At 66.4% G+C, this 17,184-nt stretch carries 23 protein-coding genes; 22 read left to right on the top strand and 1 reads right to left on the bottom strand.

Features of this window, described 5'->3' with window-relative positions; genetic code table 11:
- The first annotated feature begins 2 nt into the window (after positions 1-2).
- The 12 genes from HOP53_RS15450 to HOP53_RS15395 all read left to right on the top strand — a co-directional run bounded on the left by HOP53_RS15450 (position 3) and on the right by HOP53_RS15395 (position 8,915).
- Positions 3-515 (top strand): phage virion morphogenesis protein, encoded by a 513-nt coding sequence (locus HOP53_RS15450; protein WP_234270862.1) that lies wholly within the window; start codon positions 3-5, stop codon positions 513-515.
- Positions 516-804: 289 nt separating this feature from the next.
- Positions 805-1,923: a hypothetical protein gene (locus HOP53_RS15445; protein WP_234270861.1), complete on the top strand. Its 1,119-nt coding sequence runs from the start codon at positions 805-807 to the stop codon at positions 1,921-1,923.
- Complete coding sequence (locus tag HOP53_RS15440; RefSeq protein ID WP_234270860.1) at positions 1,920-2,264, top strand: DUF2190 family protein; 345 nt, start codon at positions 1,920-1,922, stop codon at positions 2,262-2,264. Before HOP53_RS15445 ends, HOP53_RS15440 begins: the two co-directional genes overlap by 4 nt.
- 36 nt (positions 2,265-2,300) lie before the next feature.
- Entirely contained in the window at positions 2,301-3,236 is a 936-nt protein-coding gene (locus tag HOP53_RS15435) for a major capsid protein (protein WP_234270859.1), read from the top strand.
- 62 nt (positions 3,237-3,298) lie between these two features.
- Positions 3,299-3,709 carry a hypothetical protein gene (locus HOP53_RS15430; protein WP_234270858.1) on the top strand — a complete coding sequence of 137 codons (411 nt, stop codon included), beginning with the start codon at positions 3,299-3,301 and terminating at the stop codon, positions 3,707-3,709.
- 6 nt (positions 3,710-3,715) lie between these two features.
- Positions 3,716-4,126: a gp436 family protein gene (locus HOP53_RS15425; protein WP_234270857.1), complete on the top strand. Its 411-nt coding sequence runs from the start codon at positions 3,716-3,718 to the stop codon at positions 4,124-4,126.
- Entirely contained in the window at positions 4,126-4,683 is a 558-nt protein-coding gene (locus HOP53_RS15420; RefSeq protein ID WP_234270856.1) for a DUF1834 family protein, read from the top strand. Before HOP53_RS15425 ends, HOP53_RS15420 begins: the two co-directional genes overlap by 1 nt.
- Positions 4,680-4,892: a DUF2635 domain-containing protein gene (locus HOP53_RS15415; protein WP_234270855.1), complete on the top strand. Its 213-nt coding sequence runs from the start codon at positions 4,680-4,682 to the stop codon at positions 4,890-4,892. Before HOP53_RS15420 ends, HOP53_RS15415 begins: the two co-directional genes overlap by 4 nt.
- On the top strand, positions 4,892-6,379 hold the full coding sequence (locus tag HOP53_RS15410; protein WP_234270854.1) for a phage tail sheath subtilisin-like domain-containing protein: 1,488 nt from the start codon (positions 4,892-4,894) through the stop codon (positions 6,377-6,379). The genes HOP53_RS15415 and HOP53_RS15410 overlap by 1 nt, the downstream gene beginning before the upstream one ends.
- A 58-nt stretch (positions 6,380-6,437) precedes the next feature.
- Positions 6,438-6,794 carry a phage tail tube protein gene (locus tag HOP53_RS15405; RefSeq protein ID WP_234270853.1) on the top strand — a complete coding sequence of 119 codons (357 nt, stop codon included), beginning with the start codon at positions 6,438-6,440 and terminating at the stop codon, positions 6,792-6,794.
- Positions 6,795-6,797: 3 nt separating this feature from the next.
- Positions 6,798-7,169 (top strand): phage tail assembly protein, encoded by a 372-nt coding sequence (locus HOP53_RS15400; protein WP_234270852.1) that lies wholly within the window; start codon positions 6,798-6,800, stop codon positions 7,167-7,169.
- A 120-nt stretch (positions 7,170-7,289) separates the two neighbouring features.
- Positions 7,290-8,915, top strand: a complete 1,626-nt coding sequence (locus HOP53_RS15395; RefSeq protein ID WP_234270851.1) for a phage tail tape measure protein — start codon at positions 7,290-7,292, stop codon at positions 8,913-8,915.
- Here HOP53_RS15395 and HOP53_RS15390 read toward each other — a convergent pair.
- Complete coding sequence (locus HOP53_RS15390; RefSeq protein WP_234270850.1) at positions 8,912-9,517, bottom strand: hypothetical protein; 606 nt, start codon at positions 9,515-9,517, stop codon at positions 8,912-8,914. The two genes, HOP53_RS15395 and HOP53_RS15390, sit on opposite strands and share 4 nt — an antisense overlap.
- A 46-nt stretch (positions 9,518-9,563) precedes the next feature.
- Here HOP53_RS15390 and HOP53_RS15385 point away from each other — a divergent pair, with 46 nt between their 5' ends.
- From HOP53_RS15385 to HOP53_RS15345, 10 genes are all read left to right on the top strand, one after another.
- Positions 9,564-10,811 (top strand): DNA circularization protein, encoded by a 1,248-nt coding sequence (locus HOP53_RS15385; RefSeq protein WP_234270849.1) that lies wholly within the window; start codon positions 9,564-9,566, stop codon positions 10,809-10,811.
- On the top strand, positions 10,804-11,862 hold the full coding sequence (locus HOP53_RS15380) for a phage baseplate assembly protein (protein ID WP_234270848.1): 1,059 nt from the start codon (positions 10,804-10,806) through the stop codon (positions 11,860-11,862). The genes HOP53_RS15385 and HOP53_RS15380 overlap by 8 nt, the downstream gene beginning before the upstream one ends.
- On the top strand, positions 11,862-12,413 hold the full coding sequence (locus HOP53_RS15375) for a phage baseplate assembly protein V (protein ID WP_234270847.1): 552 nt from the start codon (positions 11,862-11,864) through the stop codon (positions 12,411-12,413). The genes HOP53_RS15380 and HOP53_RS15375 overlap by 1 nt, the downstream gene beginning before the upstream one ends.
- Positions 12,413-12,856: a phage GP46 family protein gene (locus tag HOP53_RS15370; protein ID WP_234270846.1), complete on the top strand. Its 444-nt coding sequence runs from the start codon at positions 12,413-12,415 to the stop codon at positions 12,854-12,856. Before HOP53_RS15375 ends, HOP53_RS15370 begins: the two co-directional genes overlap by 1 nt.
- Positions 12,857-12,867: 11 nt before the next feature.
- Positions 12,868-13,920 (top strand): baseplate J/gp47 family protein, encoded by a 1,053-nt coding sequence (locus tag HOP53_RS15365; RefSeq protein ID WP_234270845.1) that lies wholly within the window; start codon positions 12,868-12,870, stop codon positions 13,918-13,920.
- Positions 13,905-14,537: a YmfQ family protein gene (locus tag HOP53_RS15360; RefSeq protein ID WP_234270844.1), complete on the top strand. Its 633-nt coding sequence runs from the start codon at positions 13,905-13,907 to the stop codon at positions 14,535-14,537. The genes HOP53_RS15365 and HOP53_RS15360 overlap by 16 nt, the downstream gene beginning before the upstream one ends.
- A 4-nt stretch (positions 14,538-14,541) precedes the next feature.
- A complete protein-coding gene (locus HOP53_RS21680) occupies positions 14,542-15,384 on the top strand; it encodes a phage tail protein (RefSeq protein WP_234270843.1) in 843 nt (280 codons plus the stop codon).
- Positions 15,385-15,394: 10 nt separating this feature from the next.
- Positions 15,395-16,066: a DUF4376 domain-containing protein gene (locus HOP53_RS15350; RefSeq protein WP_234270842.1), complete on the top strand. Its 672-nt coding sequence runs from the start codon at positions 15,395-15,397 to the stop codon at positions 16,064-16,066.
- A gap of 146 nt (positions 16,067-16,212) precedes the next feature.
- Entirely contained in the window at positions 16,213-16,416 is a 204-nt protein-coding gene (locus HOP53_RS21730; RefSeq protein WP_422677616.1) for a Com family DNA-binding transcriptional regulator, read from the top strand.
- Positions 16,367-17,158 (top strand): DNA adenine methylase, encoded by a 792-nt coding sequence (locus HOP53_RS15345; RefSeq protein ID WP_234270841.1) that lies wholly within the window; start codon positions 16,367-16,369, stop codon positions 17,156-17,158. Before HOP53_RS21730 ends, HOP53_RS15345 begins: the two co-directional genes overlap by 50 nt.
- Positions 17,159-17,184 lie beyond the last annotated feature (26 nt).

The raw sequence follows: 17,184 nt of genomic DNA, 5'->3' as shown, positions 1-17,184 counted from the left end.
CGATGGCTGGCATAGAGCTGAGACACGAGATCCACGACCAGGTCACCACAGACGTGCTGCGTCAGATCGAGCGGAACATGGGCAGCACCCGACCGGCGCTGCTGGAGATCGGCGAGCACCTGCAGGGCTCGGTGGAGGAGCGCTTCCGCACCGAGACCGATCCCCAGGGCCGCCCCTGGGCGCCGTTGAGCGACTTCACCAAGGCCAACAAGCGCGGCAACCAGATCCTGACCGAGAGCGGCGGGGCCGGCCTGCGCGGCTCGATCCACTACCGCGTGCAGGATAATGCCTTGGAGCAAGGCACCAACAAGATCTATGGCGCCATCCATCAACTGGGCGGTACCATCAAGGCCAAGGGTGGCGGCGCGCTGGCCATCGGTCGGCCCGACGGTGAGTTCGCCCTGGTCAAGCAGGTGACGATTCCCGCCCGCGAATACCTGGGCCTTTCCGTTGACGATCGCGAGGTGATCGACGCCATCCTCCAGCGGCATGCCTTGCCCCCTGAAGCGCGATAGCGCCACGTCGCCCAGAAACGCTCTCTAAGCGCCGCGCCGCATCCTGGCCATGATGTCACGACCGAAAAAGTTTAAACGCCCCTGAGCGGAGTTAACCGGGTTTTAAATGGGTTGCCCGCGTGCGCGTCTGCTGGTTAGATGATGCGCACGGCCACAGCGTCCCAGAACGCCGCGCGCCGATCCCCCCGCTTTTCCCTCTCGCATCCCCCCAGCGCTTCCGCTGAAGTCGTTCGCCTTACCGCCGCGCCGCTGGGTTTCGATACTGGCCTCCACAACACCGGAGGCCGACATGCAGCGCATCGAGATCTTCAAGCCCGGACGGCATACCGCGATGTCCGGCGAAACGTTCGGGTTCAGCGAACAGCAGCTGCGCGATAGCGCCGAAGCCTACGACCCCGCCTTGCATGAGGCGCCGATCGTCGTTGGGCATCCCAGCCACGACCACCCCGCCTATGGCTGGGTCAAGTCGCTCGAGTACGGCGAGACCCTGGAGGCGATCCCCGACCAGGTCGAGCCTCAGTTCGCCGAGCTGGTCGAGGCCGGGCGCTTCAAGAAGGTATCCGCCAGCTTCTACCGCCCCGACTCCCCATCGAATCCCAAGCCCGGCGTGTACTACCTGCGCCACGTCGGCTTCCTGGGCGCCCAACCGCCCGCCATCAAGGGCCTCAAGCAGATCGAGTTCGCCGACGGCGACAGCGACGTGATCGAACTGGAGTTCGGCGAGGTGCGTGGCGGCGTGGTCAAGCGCCTGTTCCGCGCACTGCGCGAACACCTGATCGGCAAGGAAGGCCGCGAGGCAGCCGACGAGGTGCTGCCCGACTGGGCGATCGAGAACCTGGAGGATGACAGTTCCTCATTCAGCGAACCGGGCGCCAAGGCCGCCCAGCCACACCCCAAGCCCACCCCGGAGGTGACCGACGTGGACAAGCAAGAACTGGAGCGCCGCGAGAAAGAGGCCGAGGCCCGCGAGGCGCGCATCGCACAGCAGGAAGCCGAGTTCGCCGAGCGCGAGCAGAAGCACCGTGCCGAAGCCAGCGCCGCCCTGGTCGACGACCTGGTCAAGCAAGGCCGCGTGCTGCCCAAGCACCGCGACGGCCTGGTCGCCTTCATGGCCAACCAGGAGGCCGAGGGCGCCCTGGAGTTCGGCGAAGGCAGCGACAAGGTGAAGACCACCGGGCGCGACTTCCTGGAGGGCTTCCTCAAGGAGCTGCCAGTGGCGGTGGACTACGCCGAGCGCGGCGCCGCCGACGAGGACGCCGACGGCCAGGCCTACGCCACACCCGAGGGCTACCACGTCGACCCCGACAAGGCCCGCGTGCACGGCCAGGCGCTCGCCTACCAGGAAAAGAACAACTGTGACTACGTCACGGCGGTACGCGCCGTGCAGCGAGGAGGATCGCAGGCATGAGCCAGAAGATCGTATTGCTAGCCCTGACCGCCACCGCCGCCGGTGCGGTCAGCGCCCACCGCTTCGTCGGGTACGACGGCGCCCAGGTGGACACCGCAGGCGCCAAGGCGCTGGGGGTGTCCGTGTCCGATGCCGTCGATGGCGACGACCTGGCGGTCGACGTGATCGGCACCACGGTGGTCGAGACAGGCGGTGCTTTCAGCGCCGGTGACGACCTGGTGGCTGACGCCAGCGGCCGCGCCATCGTCAATCCCGAGGTGGGCGGCGAGGTGGTACAGGCCCACGCCCTGGACGACGCCGGCGGTGCCGGTGAATTCATTGAGGTGCTGCTGGTCCGCTAAGCGGCCAGTAATCGCCAGTTAAGGAGTCGTTAAACCATGCCCATGAACAACCGCCAGGTCCGGGTGATCGACCCGATCCTCTCCAACGTCGCCCAGGGGTACGCCCATCCCGAGCGCGTCGGCTTCGCCCTGTTCCCCCGCGTGCCGGTTCGCCAGCGCGGTGGCCAGATCATCGAGTTCGGTCGCGACAGCTTCAAGCGCTACAAGACGCGCCGTGCCCCCGGTGCCAGCACCAAGCGCGTGCAGTTCGGCTACGAGGGCAAGCCGTTCGCCCTGGTGCAGGATGCGCTCGAAGGCCAGGTTCCCTGGGAGCACATGCAGGACGCCAACCAGGTGCCGGGCATCGACCTGGGTACCGAGGCGACCAACGAGGTGATGGACATCATGTCGCTGAGCCTGGAGATCGAGCAGGCGCGCATCGCCACCGATCCCAACAACTTCTCGGCCAACAACAAGGACACCCTGTCGGGCACCGACCAGTGGACCAGCTCGGAGAGCGACCCGGCCAAGCAGATCCGCGAGTACCGCGAGGCGGTGCGCTCGATCATCGGCCTGCGCCCCAACGTGATGGAGGTCTCCGCCCACGGCTTCAACGCCCTGTGCGAGCACCCCAAGATCCTGGAGCGCTTCAAGTACACCAGCTCCGACTCCATCACCGCCGAGATGCTGGCCAAGCTATTCAACTTGCGCCGCCTGGTGGTGGGTGAGGCCGTCTACATGGAGGAAGGCAGCGACACCATGGTCGACGTGTGGGGCAACTCCGCGACCCTGGCGTTCGTGCCCGAGCAGATCAGCTCCCGGCGCGCACCGTCGTTCGGCTACACCTACGCGCTCGAAGGTCATCCGATCGTCGAGGAACCGTACAACGACCGCAACACCAAGAGCTGGATCTACCCGGTGACCTACGACCGTTCCCCGGTGCTGTCGGGCATCGAGTCCGGCTTCCTGATCCAGGACGTTGCCGCCCTGTAAGGCGGGGTGATCGAACGCAGCGGCCCGCCCTGGGCGGGCCGCTGACTGACACGAGGTGAGCCATGAAGTATCCGCTACTGCAACCGCTGCGCCGCAACGGCAAGCGCATGAAGCCGCCCGGCGAGGTCGAGCTGGACACCGTCGAGGACAAGGCCGACATCGAGCGCCTGGCGCGGCTAGGGGTGATCGGCAAGCCCGGTACCGCCCCGAGCGATGACGAGGCCCAGGCCGAGGAAGAAGCCAAGGCCAAGGCTAAAGCCGAGGCGGAAGCTAAGGCCCAGGCTGAGGCAGAAGCCAAGGCCAAGGCTGAGCAGGCAGCCTCCAGCGAACCGGCACCGGCCAATGCTGATGACGCCACCCCCCAGCAGGACGGCGAGAGCGCTGCGAAGGAACAAGGGGCCGAGGCAGCGCCGAAGCAGGAAGCCAAGGCGGCACCGCGCAAGACCACCAGCAAGACCAAGGCAAAGGAGTAACGGTCCATGTACGCCAGCGTAGCCGACATGGTGGCCCGGTTCGGTGAGACCGAGATCGTCGAGCTGACCGACCTGGAGCATACCGGCGAGATCGATACCGCCGCCGCCGAGCGCGCCCTGGAGGACGCGACCGCCGAGATCGACGGCTACCTGGCGTCCCGTTACCGCCTGCCGGTGACCGGCGCGGCACCACTGCTGTCGCTGCTGTGCACCGATATCGCCCGCTTCCGCCTGCAGAAGGGGGTGAGCACCGAGCAGGCCCGCGAACGCTACGAGGACGCGGTGCGCAAGCTGGAGCGGATCGCCGACGGCAGGATCAACCTGCCCCAGCAGGAACCGCCGCCGGCCGCCGGTGCGCCGCAGTCCGTCAAGGCTCAGGGCGGCACCTTCAATGACGAAACGCTGCGGGGCTACTGATGATCGCTGAAGCCGAAGACGCCATCGTCAGCGCCTGCCAGGGCGTGCTGGGCCAGACGGTGAAGACCGTCGAGATCCTACCCGGCCCCTGGGACCAGGATGCCTTGACCCTGGCATTCCGCCGGATGCCCGGCGTCTGGGTCTACTTCGACGGCGGCCAACCCGGCAAAGGCGTGCGCGGTAGCCGGCTCGATGCGCGCTTCCTGGTCTATGCGGTCACCAGCCATGCCAGCGGCACACGGGATCGTCAGCGTGGCAACAGCCGCCAGATCGGCGCCTACGAGATCGTCGAACGGGTGGTGCCGACCCTGACCGGCAAGCCGGCCGCCGACTTGGGCACGCTGCTGTTCCAGGGGCTGCGGGTGCTGACCCCGGCCAGTGCCCAGCGCAAGGGGGTGGCGGTGTACGAAATGACGTTCGGCCTGGAGATGGCGTTTCCGGCCCCGCGCGACGCATCCGACCTGGCCGACTTCGCCATCTACAGCGCCACCCACCAGGTGGGCGATGGCCCGGCTACCGAGAGCTACCTCGAACTACCCACGGAGGAATCACCGTGACCAAGCGATACATCAAACCGGCCCGCGAGGGCCTGGTGGTACGGCAGCCGCATAACGGTCGCCCGCTACCCGCCGAGGGTGACTGGGTGGAGTGGAGCGGCTACTGGATGCGCCGCACCGCAGAGGGCTCGGTGGTCAAGGCCGCCCCGCCCAAGCAAATCAAGGCCAAGCCGACGCCGGCGGCCGCCAACCAGAAGAGGGCTGACTGATGACCATCAGCGCGACCGTGTTCAATGACATCCCCGCTGCGCTGCGCGTGCCCGGGTGGTACATCGAGTTCGACAACCGTCTTGCCGGCAACGCCGTGTTCCAGGGCAAGCTCCTGGTGCTGGGCCAGAAGCTCCCCACCGGCAGCCAGGATGCCAGCACGCTGGTGCGTATCACCAACCCCGCACAGGCCGACGAGAAGTTCGGGCGGGGCTCGATGCTCGCCGAGATGTTCCGCGCCATCAAGTCCGTGGACCTGTTCACCGAGACCTGGGCGATCGCGCTCGAGGACGCCGAACTGGCAGTCGCGGCCGAGGGCAGCATCGAAGTCACCGAGGCGCCCACCGAGAGCCGCCCGCTGGCGCTCTATATCGCGGGCTACCGCGTATGGTGCGAGATGACCGCCGGCGCGTCGCTCGACGACGTTGCCCAGGCCATCGTCGATGCCGTGAACGCCGACGACCGCGTGCCGGTCACGGCCGAGGTCGACGGCACTACCACCAGCCAGGTCAACCTGACCTGCCGCTGGGGTGGCGAGACGGGCAATGACATCGACCTGCGCGACAGCGTCAAGGGCGAGGAGCGCCCGCGGGGTCTGCGATTGACCTATACCGCCTTTAGCGGTGGTGCGGTCAACCCGGAGTTGGATGGCGCGATCGCCGCCATGGGTGCGGAGTGGTGGAACTGGCTCTGCCTGCCCTACACCGACACCACCAGCCTGGAAGCCATGGAGGCCGAGCTGGCCGATCGCTACGGCCCGATGCGCCAGATGGGTGGCCGTGCCTTCGCCGCGTTCCGGGGCAACCATAGCGAAACCGCCACCAAGGGCAATAGCCGCAACACTCCTCACATCACGTGCATGGGGACCAATCGCGCGGTGTCGTCAACCTGGATCTGGGCGGCCACCAACGCGATCGTCGGCGCCAAGTCGCTGGCCATCGACCCGGCCCGCCCGTTGCAGCGCCTGCCGCTGCCCGGCCTGATCGGCCCGGCCGAAGACGAGCGGTGGGACGATCCTGAGCGCAACCTGCTGCTTTACGACGGTATCGCCACCCACACCGTGGCCAGTGACGGCACCGTGATGATCGAGCGGCAGATCACCATGTACCAGGAGAACAGCGCCGGCATCGCCGACGACAGCTACCTGGACATCAACACGCCGGAGACCCTGGAGCGGCTGCGCTTCGAGCAGATCAGCATGTTCGCCCAGAAGTACCCGCGTCACAAATTGGCGGCCGACGAGGACCGGGAGTTCTACGACCCGAGCCAGCCCATCATGACGCCCAAGCTCGCGAAGGGGGAGCTGCTCACGCTGTATCGCATCACGTTCATGAGCGAACGCGGGTGGGTGCGTGACTACGCCGGCTACGCCGAGAGCCTGGCCGCCAACATCGACCCAGCCGACCCCAACCGCTTGAACGTACTCGACCAGCCGATGCTGATCGGCCAGTACCGCGTCCATGCCCAACAGACACAGTTTCGTCGGTAACAGTAGCCGGCGCTGACAGGCGCCGGTTAACCACCCCTTAACAGGAGGGTATCGCCCTATGAGCGGCAAGATCACCGGGATCGCCACCATCCGCGTCGATGGCCAGGAATACCCCAGCGAGCGGGGCGCCACGCTGAACCCTGGCGGCGTCAACCGCAACGTCAAGATGGCCGGCAAGCGTCCCTACTACAACGAAGAGCCGGTGGCGCCGACGTTGCAATGCTCCGTGTTGCACACCGAGGAGCTCGACCTGATCGAGGTCGGCAAGATCCGCAACGCCACCGTCCTGTTCGAGTGCGACAACGGCCAGGACTACCTGCTGAGCGGGGCCTTCGTGACCGAGGCTCCCCAGCTCAACACCTCTGAAGGCACGTTCGGCCTGAACATGGCCGCCCGCACCTGCGAAAGGATCTAAGCGATGGAAGACAACCTCGACACCCTGCGCGACCAGATCGACGGCATCGAGCTGACCGAGGAAGAGCGCGCCCGCCTCGACGACCAGGGCGACGCCCTGGTCGTGACGCTGGTCGAGCCCATGACCTACCGGCACAGCAAGCTGGACGGTGACCGCACCGTGCAGACGCTGACCCTACCCAAGGCGGTGAAGGGCAAGCACCTCAAGAAAATGGATCAGGCCGCCGGCGAGATCGGCAAGGGCTTGGCCCTGGTCGCTGCACTGTCCGGCCTGCCTATCCACGCCATGGACGAGCTGGACGCCCGCGACATGGATCTCTGCCTGGTGGCGGTGGAGCCTTTTTTGCCCAAGCGCCGCAAGACTGGGCGACGTTAGTACGCACGGTAGCAGTCGCCTTTACCGGCTTCGACCCGGAGGCGCTGCTGGAGATGGACCTGGACGACCTGGTGTGGTGGTACCGGCAGGCCGAGATACTGGCAAAGGAGATCGAGCAGCATGGCCAACATGGTAACTAGCATCGTCATGGAGCTGGTTGACCGGGTGTCAGGCACGGCCCGCCGCATCCGCCAATCGCTCTCGGGCCTGGCGCAGCGCGCCGGGCTCGACCGCCTGGCCGGTGCTGCCACGCGCGTACGGATGGCCACTGGTGCCGCCGTCGGCCAGCTGCGCAACCTGACCCAGCGCATGGCGATGATAGGCGGTGTTGCCGCCGGTGCCGTGTGGGGGCTACGCCGCCTGGTGGGCGGCTTCACCGAACCTGCCGATGCCGCGATCAAGCTCTCGCGGCGCCTCTCGATGACCCACGAGCAGATGCAGTTGCTCATGGGCGCGGCTGGCCGTATGAGCGACATGGGTGACAGCCAGATGGCCAGCAACCTGGAGTCGTTCTCCAATCGCCTGGCGGAGGCGGCGGCGGGCATGGGCGAGCCCGCCAAGGCCATGCAGTGGGCCGGCATCGCCCTGCGCGATAGCGAGGGCAATATGCGCGGCTCCATGGACGTGCTGCTGGATATCGCCGACAAGATGGCCACCATCGACAGCGAGGAAATGCAGACCCGCTTTGCTCGCGCCATGTTCGGCCGTGGCGGTACCGGCATGATCAACGTGCTGGCGGAGGGCCGCGAGGGCTTGCAGCGCGAGATGGACGCCTGGCGCCGTACCGGGCAGCTGATCAGCGAAGAGGACGCCCAGGCAGCCGAACTCTACAACGACAACCTGGGCGAGCTGGACGGCACCATCATGGGGCTGCGCAACACCGTGGTGGCCCACCTGGTACCGGCCCTGAGTCAGTGGCTGGAGCGCGTCAACGAACTGATCCAGTCCAACCGCGAGGTCATCAGCGAGCGCATCATCGAGGGCCTGCGGAGCTTCTGGGAGGGGCTGCGCACCATCGGGCGTGTTGTCTCGAGAGTCGCTGACGGCGTCGGTGGCTTCGGCAACCTGCTGGCCTGGCTGGCTGGGCTGATGGCGGCCAAGTTCATCTTCTCGCTGGGCGCGGCGGTCCTGGCCCTCGGCCAGTTCTCATGGGTACTGATGACGACGCCGGTCGGGTGGTTCCTGGGCGCCATCGTGGCGATCGCCGGCGCTGCCTACCTGATCTACCGCAACTGGGACGGCATCGTCGAGTGGTTCGGCAACCTGTGGGAAGGCATCAAGGCCTGGTTTACCCAGGGCATCGGCGGCATCACTCGCGACTTGCTGGCATGGAGCCCCGCTGGCCTGCTGCTGCGCGGCGTCGATGAGATGTTCGAGCTGCTGCATGGCGTTTCACTGTCAGAGATCGGCGCCGCCTGGATCGCCAGCCTGCGCGCCGGCATCGCCGCTCAATGGGACAGCCTGACCCGGTGGCTGTCCGACAAGCTCGACAGCCTGACCAGTTGGCTGCCCGACTGGGCCAGGGAGGGCCTCGGCATTCAGGCTGCCCCCCAGGCGGAAGGCGCAACGGGCGCACCGATCGCCGGGGATCGAGTCGCCGGCATGCCGGCTCACGTTCGGGCCGACGTTGGCGGCGAGCTGCGTATCAGGGTGGATTCCGAGGGCCGCGCTCGGCTGACCGAGGCGCGGCGCAATGGCGGGATGGACTTCAGCGTGGAGTCGGGAATGCTGGGAGTGATGCCCTAATGAAGCGTCAAGCCAGCAGAGTCGAGGCGGCCGATGTCCTGGCCGGAGTAGCCGTCGCGGATGATGGCCATCTTGGCTTCATGATCCTCGGCATAGAAGTAGGTGGTGATGGCATCGGCCAGGTTCTGCTTTTCATCGAAGCGCAGCATGTCCCAGCCACTGTCGACGTAGATGCGCGGGAACCGGGCCGGCTTTTCAACCTTGTAGATCACGCCCATGTCGATGGCTCTCTCGATCAACGCCCAGCGTTCGGCCTGTGCCTCCTCGCTTCGGTCCATGTCGAGCCACTGCTGTGGCGGAGCGTCTTCCACTGCGGCTTCGGCCGTCTCGAGGTCGGCGGGTTCTTGTGTGGCTTCTGGCTCGGCGGCCGCGACCTGCTCGGCCTGGGCTTCGCCGGCATCGGCTTCGGCTACCTGAGCGGCTTCGTCTTCCAGCGTGACGCCAAAGCCGACAAAGCTGACCACCAGGATGGCCGCATACAGGCCGATGGCGGGCAGTCGCCTGGGAGATTGCGCCCAGGGCATGGCCCAGGCGGGTTTGATCAGTGCAATGACGATTGCCACCTGGGCGACCAGCACGAGTATCAGAAAGGCGCTGTTCATTTTTCTTCCTTTTATCAGTCCATGCGTACCAGCTGGAGATTAGCACATGAGCTGGCGTGATCGCCTAGACCCAGAGCTGCGCGGCTCCTTTCGCGGTGTCGAGTTCCATGTCGAACGCGCCGACACCCAGGGCGGTCGCCGCTGGCTGATCCATGAATACCCGCGCCGCGACCGCCCCTACTCAGAGGACATGGGCCGCAAGGCGCGTGCCTGGACGCTGGAGTTCTTCGTCGCCGGCGACGACTACGACCTGCAGCGCGATGAGTTGATCGAGGCGCTGGACGAACCGGGTGCCGCCACCCTGGTGCATCCCTACCTCGGCACCTTCAGCGCGGTGGCCACCGAGCCGCGCTGGAGCGAGAGCACCCGCGAAGGCGGCATGTGTACCTTCCAGGTGACGTTCGTAGAGAGCGGAGAGGAGCGCCTGCCCAGCCGCAGCGTCGACACTCAGCGTCAGGCGCTACAGGCCGCCGATACCCTGGAGGAGGCCCTGGCCGAAGACTTCGCCGAGCAATGGAGCGTAGAGGGGCTGCTGGGCTGGTCCCTTGTGGCGGTCGAGCGCGACCTGAGCAGCATCCTGCGGGGTATCGAGGACGTGGTGGGCGGTGTCGCCGACGAGGTGGCGGAAGTCATCCGGCGCCCCAGCGACATCGTCGCCCTGGTGGTGGGTGGCTACAGTCGGCTACGCAATGCGGTGATGAGCCCGATCAAGGCGCTGGATCTTTACAGCGGCAACAGCCTGCTGGCCATCCGTGGCACGGGTGGCGGCCGGGTGAGGCTGCCACCGGGCACGCCGCGACGAGCCGCCCGACTGCTGCGGGACACCGGCACCAGCGGCAACAGCGTTGAGCCGCCCACGGCGGACACCCCGGAGCGAAAGCAGCGCGCCCGCAACACCCGAGCAGCCAATCAGCTCAACGGTCGCGCGGCGGCGCTGGAGGCTGCCCGACTGGTGGCCGGCACCGATTGGCTCAGCCGCCAGGATGCCGAAGCGGCCGGCACCGACACCCTGGCCCTTATCGACGCGCAGATGACCACCGAGGCGCCGATCAGCGATGCCGTATACGGCGCCCTGGTCAGCCTGCGCGCGGCGGTCTCGGAAGATCTGCGCACCCGTGTCGTGGCACTGCCCGGCATGACCACCTACACCCCGCAGCGCACGTTGCCGGCGCTGGTCGTTGCACACCGCCTGTATGGCGATGCGACGCGCGCCGACGAGATCGCGGTACGCAACAACGTACCGCACCCTGGCGCGCTGCGCGGGGGCATGGAGCTGGAGGTGCTGAGTGAGTAAGCGCGACCCGGTGGTGCTTCAGATTGGCAACGATCGGCACGAGGGCTGGCTGGAGGTGCGAATCCACCTTTCGCTCGAGCAAATCGCCGATGAGTTTGAACTGGTGCTGACCGAGCGCTGGAGCGATGCCGGCGGCGTGCGCCCGGTCACGCCGGGGCAACCCTGCACGGTGAGTGTCGGTACCGAGTTGGTGGTGACCGGCTACCTGGACGAAGTGCTTCCCGACTACGACGACGTCAGCCACACCATCGTGGCCAAGGGCCGTAGCAAGGCCGCCGACCTGGTGGACTGCAGCGGCCCCGATCGGCGCTTCGACGGCCGCACCCTGGTACAGATCGCGCGGGCGCTGGCAGCGCCCTACGGCATCGAAGTGATCGACACGGTCGGCGCCAACAAGCCGTTTCGCGCCTTCGCGCTCGAGGACGGCCAGCCGATCGCCGAGGCCATCGAGCGGGCCGCGCAGATCCGTGGTGCGCGCATTGTCAGCGACGCCGATGGTCGCCTGGTGATCGTGCACGCGGTACAGCGTGAGATCCGCACGCCGTTGGAGCTGGGCGGCAACATCCGCAAGGCGTCGGGCGTGTTCAGCGATAGCGATCGCTTCAACACCTACATCGTCGAGGGCCAGACCACTGGCGGCGACGACTGGTGGGGAGTCCCGGCCACCACCCCTCGCGGCCAGGCAACCGACCCGCGAGTCCGGGCCCCACGTACGACCCTGATTGTCTGCGATACGCCGGCGGACGGAGCGGACTGCAAGGCCCGCGCCGAACTGGAGGCGCGCATGCGCTGGGCACGCGGTCGGGGCGTGACCTACACCGTGGGCACCTGGCGCCATGACCAGGGCGTGTGGCGACCCGGCGACCTGGTGCAAGTACGTGACAGGTACCTGGGGCTTGATGAAGCACTGCTGATCAGCGACGTGCAGCTGATCGAGAACGAGGACGGCCGCTTCGCCGAGCTGCGCGTCTCGCCGCCGGAGGCCTTCGAGCCCGTGCCGGTACCGGAGCCCAAGCCGGCCGCCGACACCTCAGCGGATTGGGGGTTGTAATGGCTGATCAACGACGCGCCTGGCAGCGCCTGATGGGGCCGGTGTGGCGGCGTATCCGCCTGCTGGTCAGCCGTGGAGTACTCAAGCTGGTAGACGACTCGCTCAAGCTGCAGAGCGTCCAGGTCGCGCTGCTGGGCGGCGCGCCGGCATGGGCGGAGCGCTTCCAGCAGTACGGCTACACCAGTCACCCGCACCCTGGGGCCGAGGCGGTCGTGGCAGCCGTTGGCGGTGCCCGCGCGCACCTGGTGGCGCTGACAATCGACGACCGCCGCTATCGCCTGGTTGGGCTCGCCCAGGGCGAGGTGGCCATCTACGACGACCAGGGCCAGAAGGTGCACCTGACCCGTGACGGCATCGTGATCGACGGTGTGGGCAAGCCGGTCAACTTCGTCAACTGCCCGGACGTGTACATGGACGGCAACCTGCACGTCGCCGGCGAGGTTAAGGACCACACCAGCACCATGCAGGCCATGCGCGACACCTACAACGACCATGACCATGACGGTGACAGCGGTGGCACCACCGGCAAGCCAAAGCAGGAGATGGGCTGATGGATATCGCCATTCAGTACGACGCCGCTGCCAAATATTTTGACCTGGCCCTGGAAGGTGGCGACCTGGCCACCGACCAGGGGCTGGAGACGGCGGTGATCTTGTCGCTGTTCACCGATCGGCGCGCCGAGGATGCCGACCGCTTGCCCGACGACGCTGGCGACCGTCGTGGCTGGTGGGCCGATGCCTTCAACGACCGCCCCCACGGCTCACGGCTGTGGCTGTTGCACCGCGAGAAAGAGCTGGACGAGGTGCTGCGCCGGGCCAAGACATACGCCGAGGAAGCGCTGGCCTGGCTGGTGGAAGACGAGGTGGCAAGCCGGGTGATAGTCGAGGCGACCAACGTTCGCCGTGGGGTGCTGCAGCTGAGCGTGGAGATCCACCGAGGCGACCAGGTGACCCTGGAGCGGCAATACGACTACGTGTGGCAAAACGCTGCATAACGGAGGGATAGATGGCGTTTAAACGACCGTCATTGCCGGAGCTGATGACCCGCATCGACCAGGACATGCTGTCCCGCCTGCCCGATGCGAAAGCCGCGCTGGCCGTGCGTCTGACCAAAGCGCTGGCCACCAGCGAAGCCGGCGCCGTTCACGGCCTGTACGGGTATCTGCAGTGGCTGGAGCGTCAGCTGTTCCCCGAGACCTGCGACGACGACCTGCTGCACCTCCATAGCGCGGGCGTACCTCGCCGGCAGCCCGCCGCCTCGGTGGGCCCGGTGGAGCTGGAAGGCAGCGACGGCGCGGTGATCGTCGAGGGTACCCGGCTGCAGGTGGAGGGCATCGAATATGCCACCACCGAGGAAGTAACGATCGCTGGCGGTACCGCCACCGTGGAGGTCGCGGCCGTGGAGCCCGGTGCCGCCGGCGACCAACCGGCCGGTACCAGCCTCAGCCTGGTGTCGCCTGTCGATGGCGTTGCCAGCACGGCGGTGGTGGGCGCCGACGGCATCCAGGGAGGCGCCGACCTGGAGATCTTCGACAGTTGGCGCGACCGCATCCTGCTGCGCCGAGCGCGCGTGCCGCGCGGCGGTGCCAAGGGTGACTGGGAGGGCTGGGCGCTGGAGGTACCGGGCGTTACCCGCGCCTGGGAGGTGCCCAGGGGTATGGGGCCGGGCACGATGGTGGTGTACATCATGGCCGATGACTCCCCTGGCGGACCGCTACCATCGCAGCAGTTGCTCGATGCCGTCCACGCCCACATCGAGGCGCGCAAGAACGTCACCGCCCATGTCTACGTGGTGGCGCCGATCGCCGTGCCTTTCTCGCCTCAGCTCAGCGTGGTACCGGATACCGCCGAGACCCGAGCCGCCGCCGAGGCCAACCTGCAGGATCTGGTCGGGCGCGAAGGCGAGCCCGGCGGCACGTTGCTCATCTCGCGCATCCGCCATGCGATCAGCACAGCGGCTGGCGTCCAGGACTATGACCTGCAGTCGCCAATCGCCGATGTGGTGTACGACACCGGAGAGCTGCCTATCTGGGGAGGTGCGACATGGGCGGGGGATTGACGGCTGACGACTATCGCGGGCTGCTGTTCAGCCTGCTGCCCCCGGGCGTGGTCTGGCCCACCGAGCCCGACAGTACGCTCCATCGTCTGCAGTTGGGCCAGGCCCAGGAGTTCGCCCGCGTCGATGAGCGGGGCCAGGCCCTGCTTGTCGAGTCGGACCCACGTCAAGCGCTCTACTTATTCGAGGAATGGGAGGCCAGCTACGGCCTGCCCAGCCGCTGCGCACCCGCCGATCAGAGCCGGGCCGATCGGCGGGTGGCGCTTATCGGCCGCATTGTCGGTCGGGGCGGTATGCGCGCGGTCGATTACATCGAGCTGGCCGAGGGCTTGGGCTATGCGGGAGTCGAGGTGCTGGAGTTCCGCGAGGCCACCGTCGAGGTCGATACCCCCACCGGCCACACCGGCGCCGTGATCGGCGACGACATCAACGGCGAGGATTGGGAATTGACCTGGCGCGTGATGTTGCCCAGCGGCGTCGTCCGCGAATCCGTTATCGACGAATCCCAGATCGGAGACCCCCTGCGCAGTTGGGGCGATGACCTGGTCGAGTGTGTCCTGCGCGAAGCCGCCCCGAGCTGGCTCATTTTGCAAGTCGGCTACATAGAGGAAGAGGAGTAGCACCGTGGAAAAAGTAGGCGCTTATACCGAACGCGCGACTGCCGAAGGCGAATGGCGCCCCGGCAACCCCTCCACCGGGCAGTTGGCCACGCCGATGCTCTCAACGTGGTTCAACATGCTGCAGCGGGAGCTTGTGGGCGTGGTGGAAGCCGCTGGCCTACAACTCGATGTCGGGAACGATGCCCAGCTCCTGGAAGCTCTGCAGGCCATGGGGCTGGGCGCCGGCCAATTCCAGCCATACCTAACAACCCGCACCTATGAGACCGGCGACGTGGTGCGCGGCAGCGATGGCATCTTCTACGAGTTCTACGACCGCGACCAGGTCGGTAGCGTACAGGGCGCCGACCCAACCAACCCCGCGAATCGCCCCCACATCTGGATGCGGTGGGATGGCGTGAAGCCGGGCACGACTATCGAATGGCGGAGTGAAGACCTGCCAGAGGGCTACATCGAGAACATCGGCGACGACATTAGTCGAACCGACTACCGGCGTATTTTCGCCGCCTGGGGTACTACCTACGGTGCGGGCGACGGCTCAAACACGTTCGGAACGCCGGATGACCGGGGTGAGTTTAAGCGCGGCCTGGATCGTGGGCGCGGCGTTGATCCGGGGCGGTCTATTTCTGCGCACCAGATGGATCAGTTTCAAGGTCACCGTTTCGGCACCAGTGGTGCAGCCATACTGCAGAGCGGTGTCGCTGAGGCAGGGAACGAGAATAGGTCGGTCGTTAGACTTACCGGTGGAACCACATTGAGTATCCAGACAGATGGAACTAATGGGACACCCAGAGTCGGCAATCAGACCCGTGCTCGCAACAACGCCGTCATCTACCTGACGAAGGTCTGAGGAGACCAATATGCGCATCTGGGATATACACCCCACCGACCGTACCGTTATCGATCCCGCCGGCCGCGAAGCGCCCCTCGATCCCATGCGTCAGCAGTCGCGCATCCCGGCCGGGGCGACCAGCGTTGAACCGCCAGAAACGGGCGAACATGAGTCCGCACGCTGGGCCGGCGAGGCCTGGGAGGTCGTTTCGGACTGGCGTGGTCACGTCTACTGGCTTGCTGACGGCAGTCGCCATGAGATTACCGAGCTGGGCAAAGAGCCGCCGGTCGATGCCCTCGACGAAGAGCCGCCCGAGCCGCTTGCCGACCTCGCTGCCCGCCAGCGAATCGCTATCGAGTCTGCTCGCAAGGCCGCCGAGGCTGAGGGTATCAGGCACAACGACATCCGCTATGCCGGAGACCCCGAAAATCGCCAGGCGATCCGCGAAGCGCTCGAGGCTGCCGAAGACGCCGGCATGCAGGCATTTAACCGCTGGAAGGATAGCGACAACCGTTTCCATGTCGATCACCCTGTTGCCGACGTCTGGGCTGCCCTGCGTGCCATCGCCACGCGCCGCAGCCAGCTGATCAACCGCGAAGGCGACTTCGTCGCCCAAATCGACGCCATCCTGGGCGATGAAGATCTGAGCGACGACGAGAAGCGCGAGCAGCTCGAAGCGATCGAGTGGTCTGAAGCATAAGAAAAGAGGAGCGGCCACCGCCGGTGGTGCAACACCGGCGATGACCACCAACCAGCAGGAATAGTCTGCAAGCCGGCCAAGGCTCCCCGCCCGGTACCGAGCGGGGCGTAGTTTAGGCCAAACGCATAAGCGTGATAAGGCTTGACATGACGACACGAGATATCAGGTGCGACCGTTGCAACCGCAAGCTGGCAAGCGCAGGCGGCGTTCGATACCTCCAGATCAAGTGCCCGCGCTGCGGGATGGTCAATACCCAGAGAGCCACGAGCTCCGACACTACGCCAAGCAAGGAGCCTACTCGTGGCTACACCAATCATTCCATGGATGGGCGGCAAGCGCCGCCTGGCTGACCGGATCTTTCCACTGATGCCCGACCACCAGTGCTACGTGGAGCCATTCGCTGGTGGCGCCGCCTTGTACTTCCTGCGCCCGGTACCGGCCGAGGTGGAAGTGCTCAACGACGTCAACGGCGACCTGGTCAACCTGTACCGGGTCATTCAAAACCACCTGGAGGAGTTCGTTCGCCAGTTCAAGTGGGCGCTCTCCAGCCGCCAGGTCTTCGAGTGGCAGAAGATGACGCGGCCGGAAACGCTGACGGACATCCAGCGCGCTGCCAGGTTCTACTACCTCCAGCAGAATGCCTTCGGTGCGCGCATCGAAGGCCAGAGCTTCGGTACCGCCACCACCACCCCGCCGGGCCTCAACCTGTTGCGCCTTGAAGAGACCCTGTCAGCGGCCCACCTGCGGCTGGCCAGCACCTACATCGAGCACCTGACCTGGCAGGAGTGCATCCGGCGCTACGACCGCCCGCACACGCTGTTCTACATGGACCCGCCGTACTGGCAGACCGAGGGCTACGGCGTGGAGTTCGGCATCGAGCAATACGAGGAGATGGCCACCATCCTGGGGCAGATCCAGGGCAAGGCCATCATCAGCCTCAACGACCATCCAGACGTGCGCAGGGTCTTCGCTGGCTACCACATCGAGTCGACGGATATCCGCTACACGGTCGGCGGTGGGAAAGGCTCACAGGCCAGGGAAGTGCTGATCTTCAGCTGGGACGTTCAGGCCGAACCGGCGGGGCTGTTTTAAGGGCAGGATACGGGCCGGTTAAGAGG

The sequence above is a fragment of the Billgrantia ethanolica genome, assembly GCF_021404305.1.
Classification (GTDB): domain Bacteria; phylum Pseudomonadota; class Gammaproteobacteria; order Pseudomonadales; family Halomonadaceae; genus Halomonas; species Halomonas ethanolica.
Note: the sequence above shows the minus strand (reverse complement) of the source record. Positions and strands in the feature narration are given on the sequence as shown.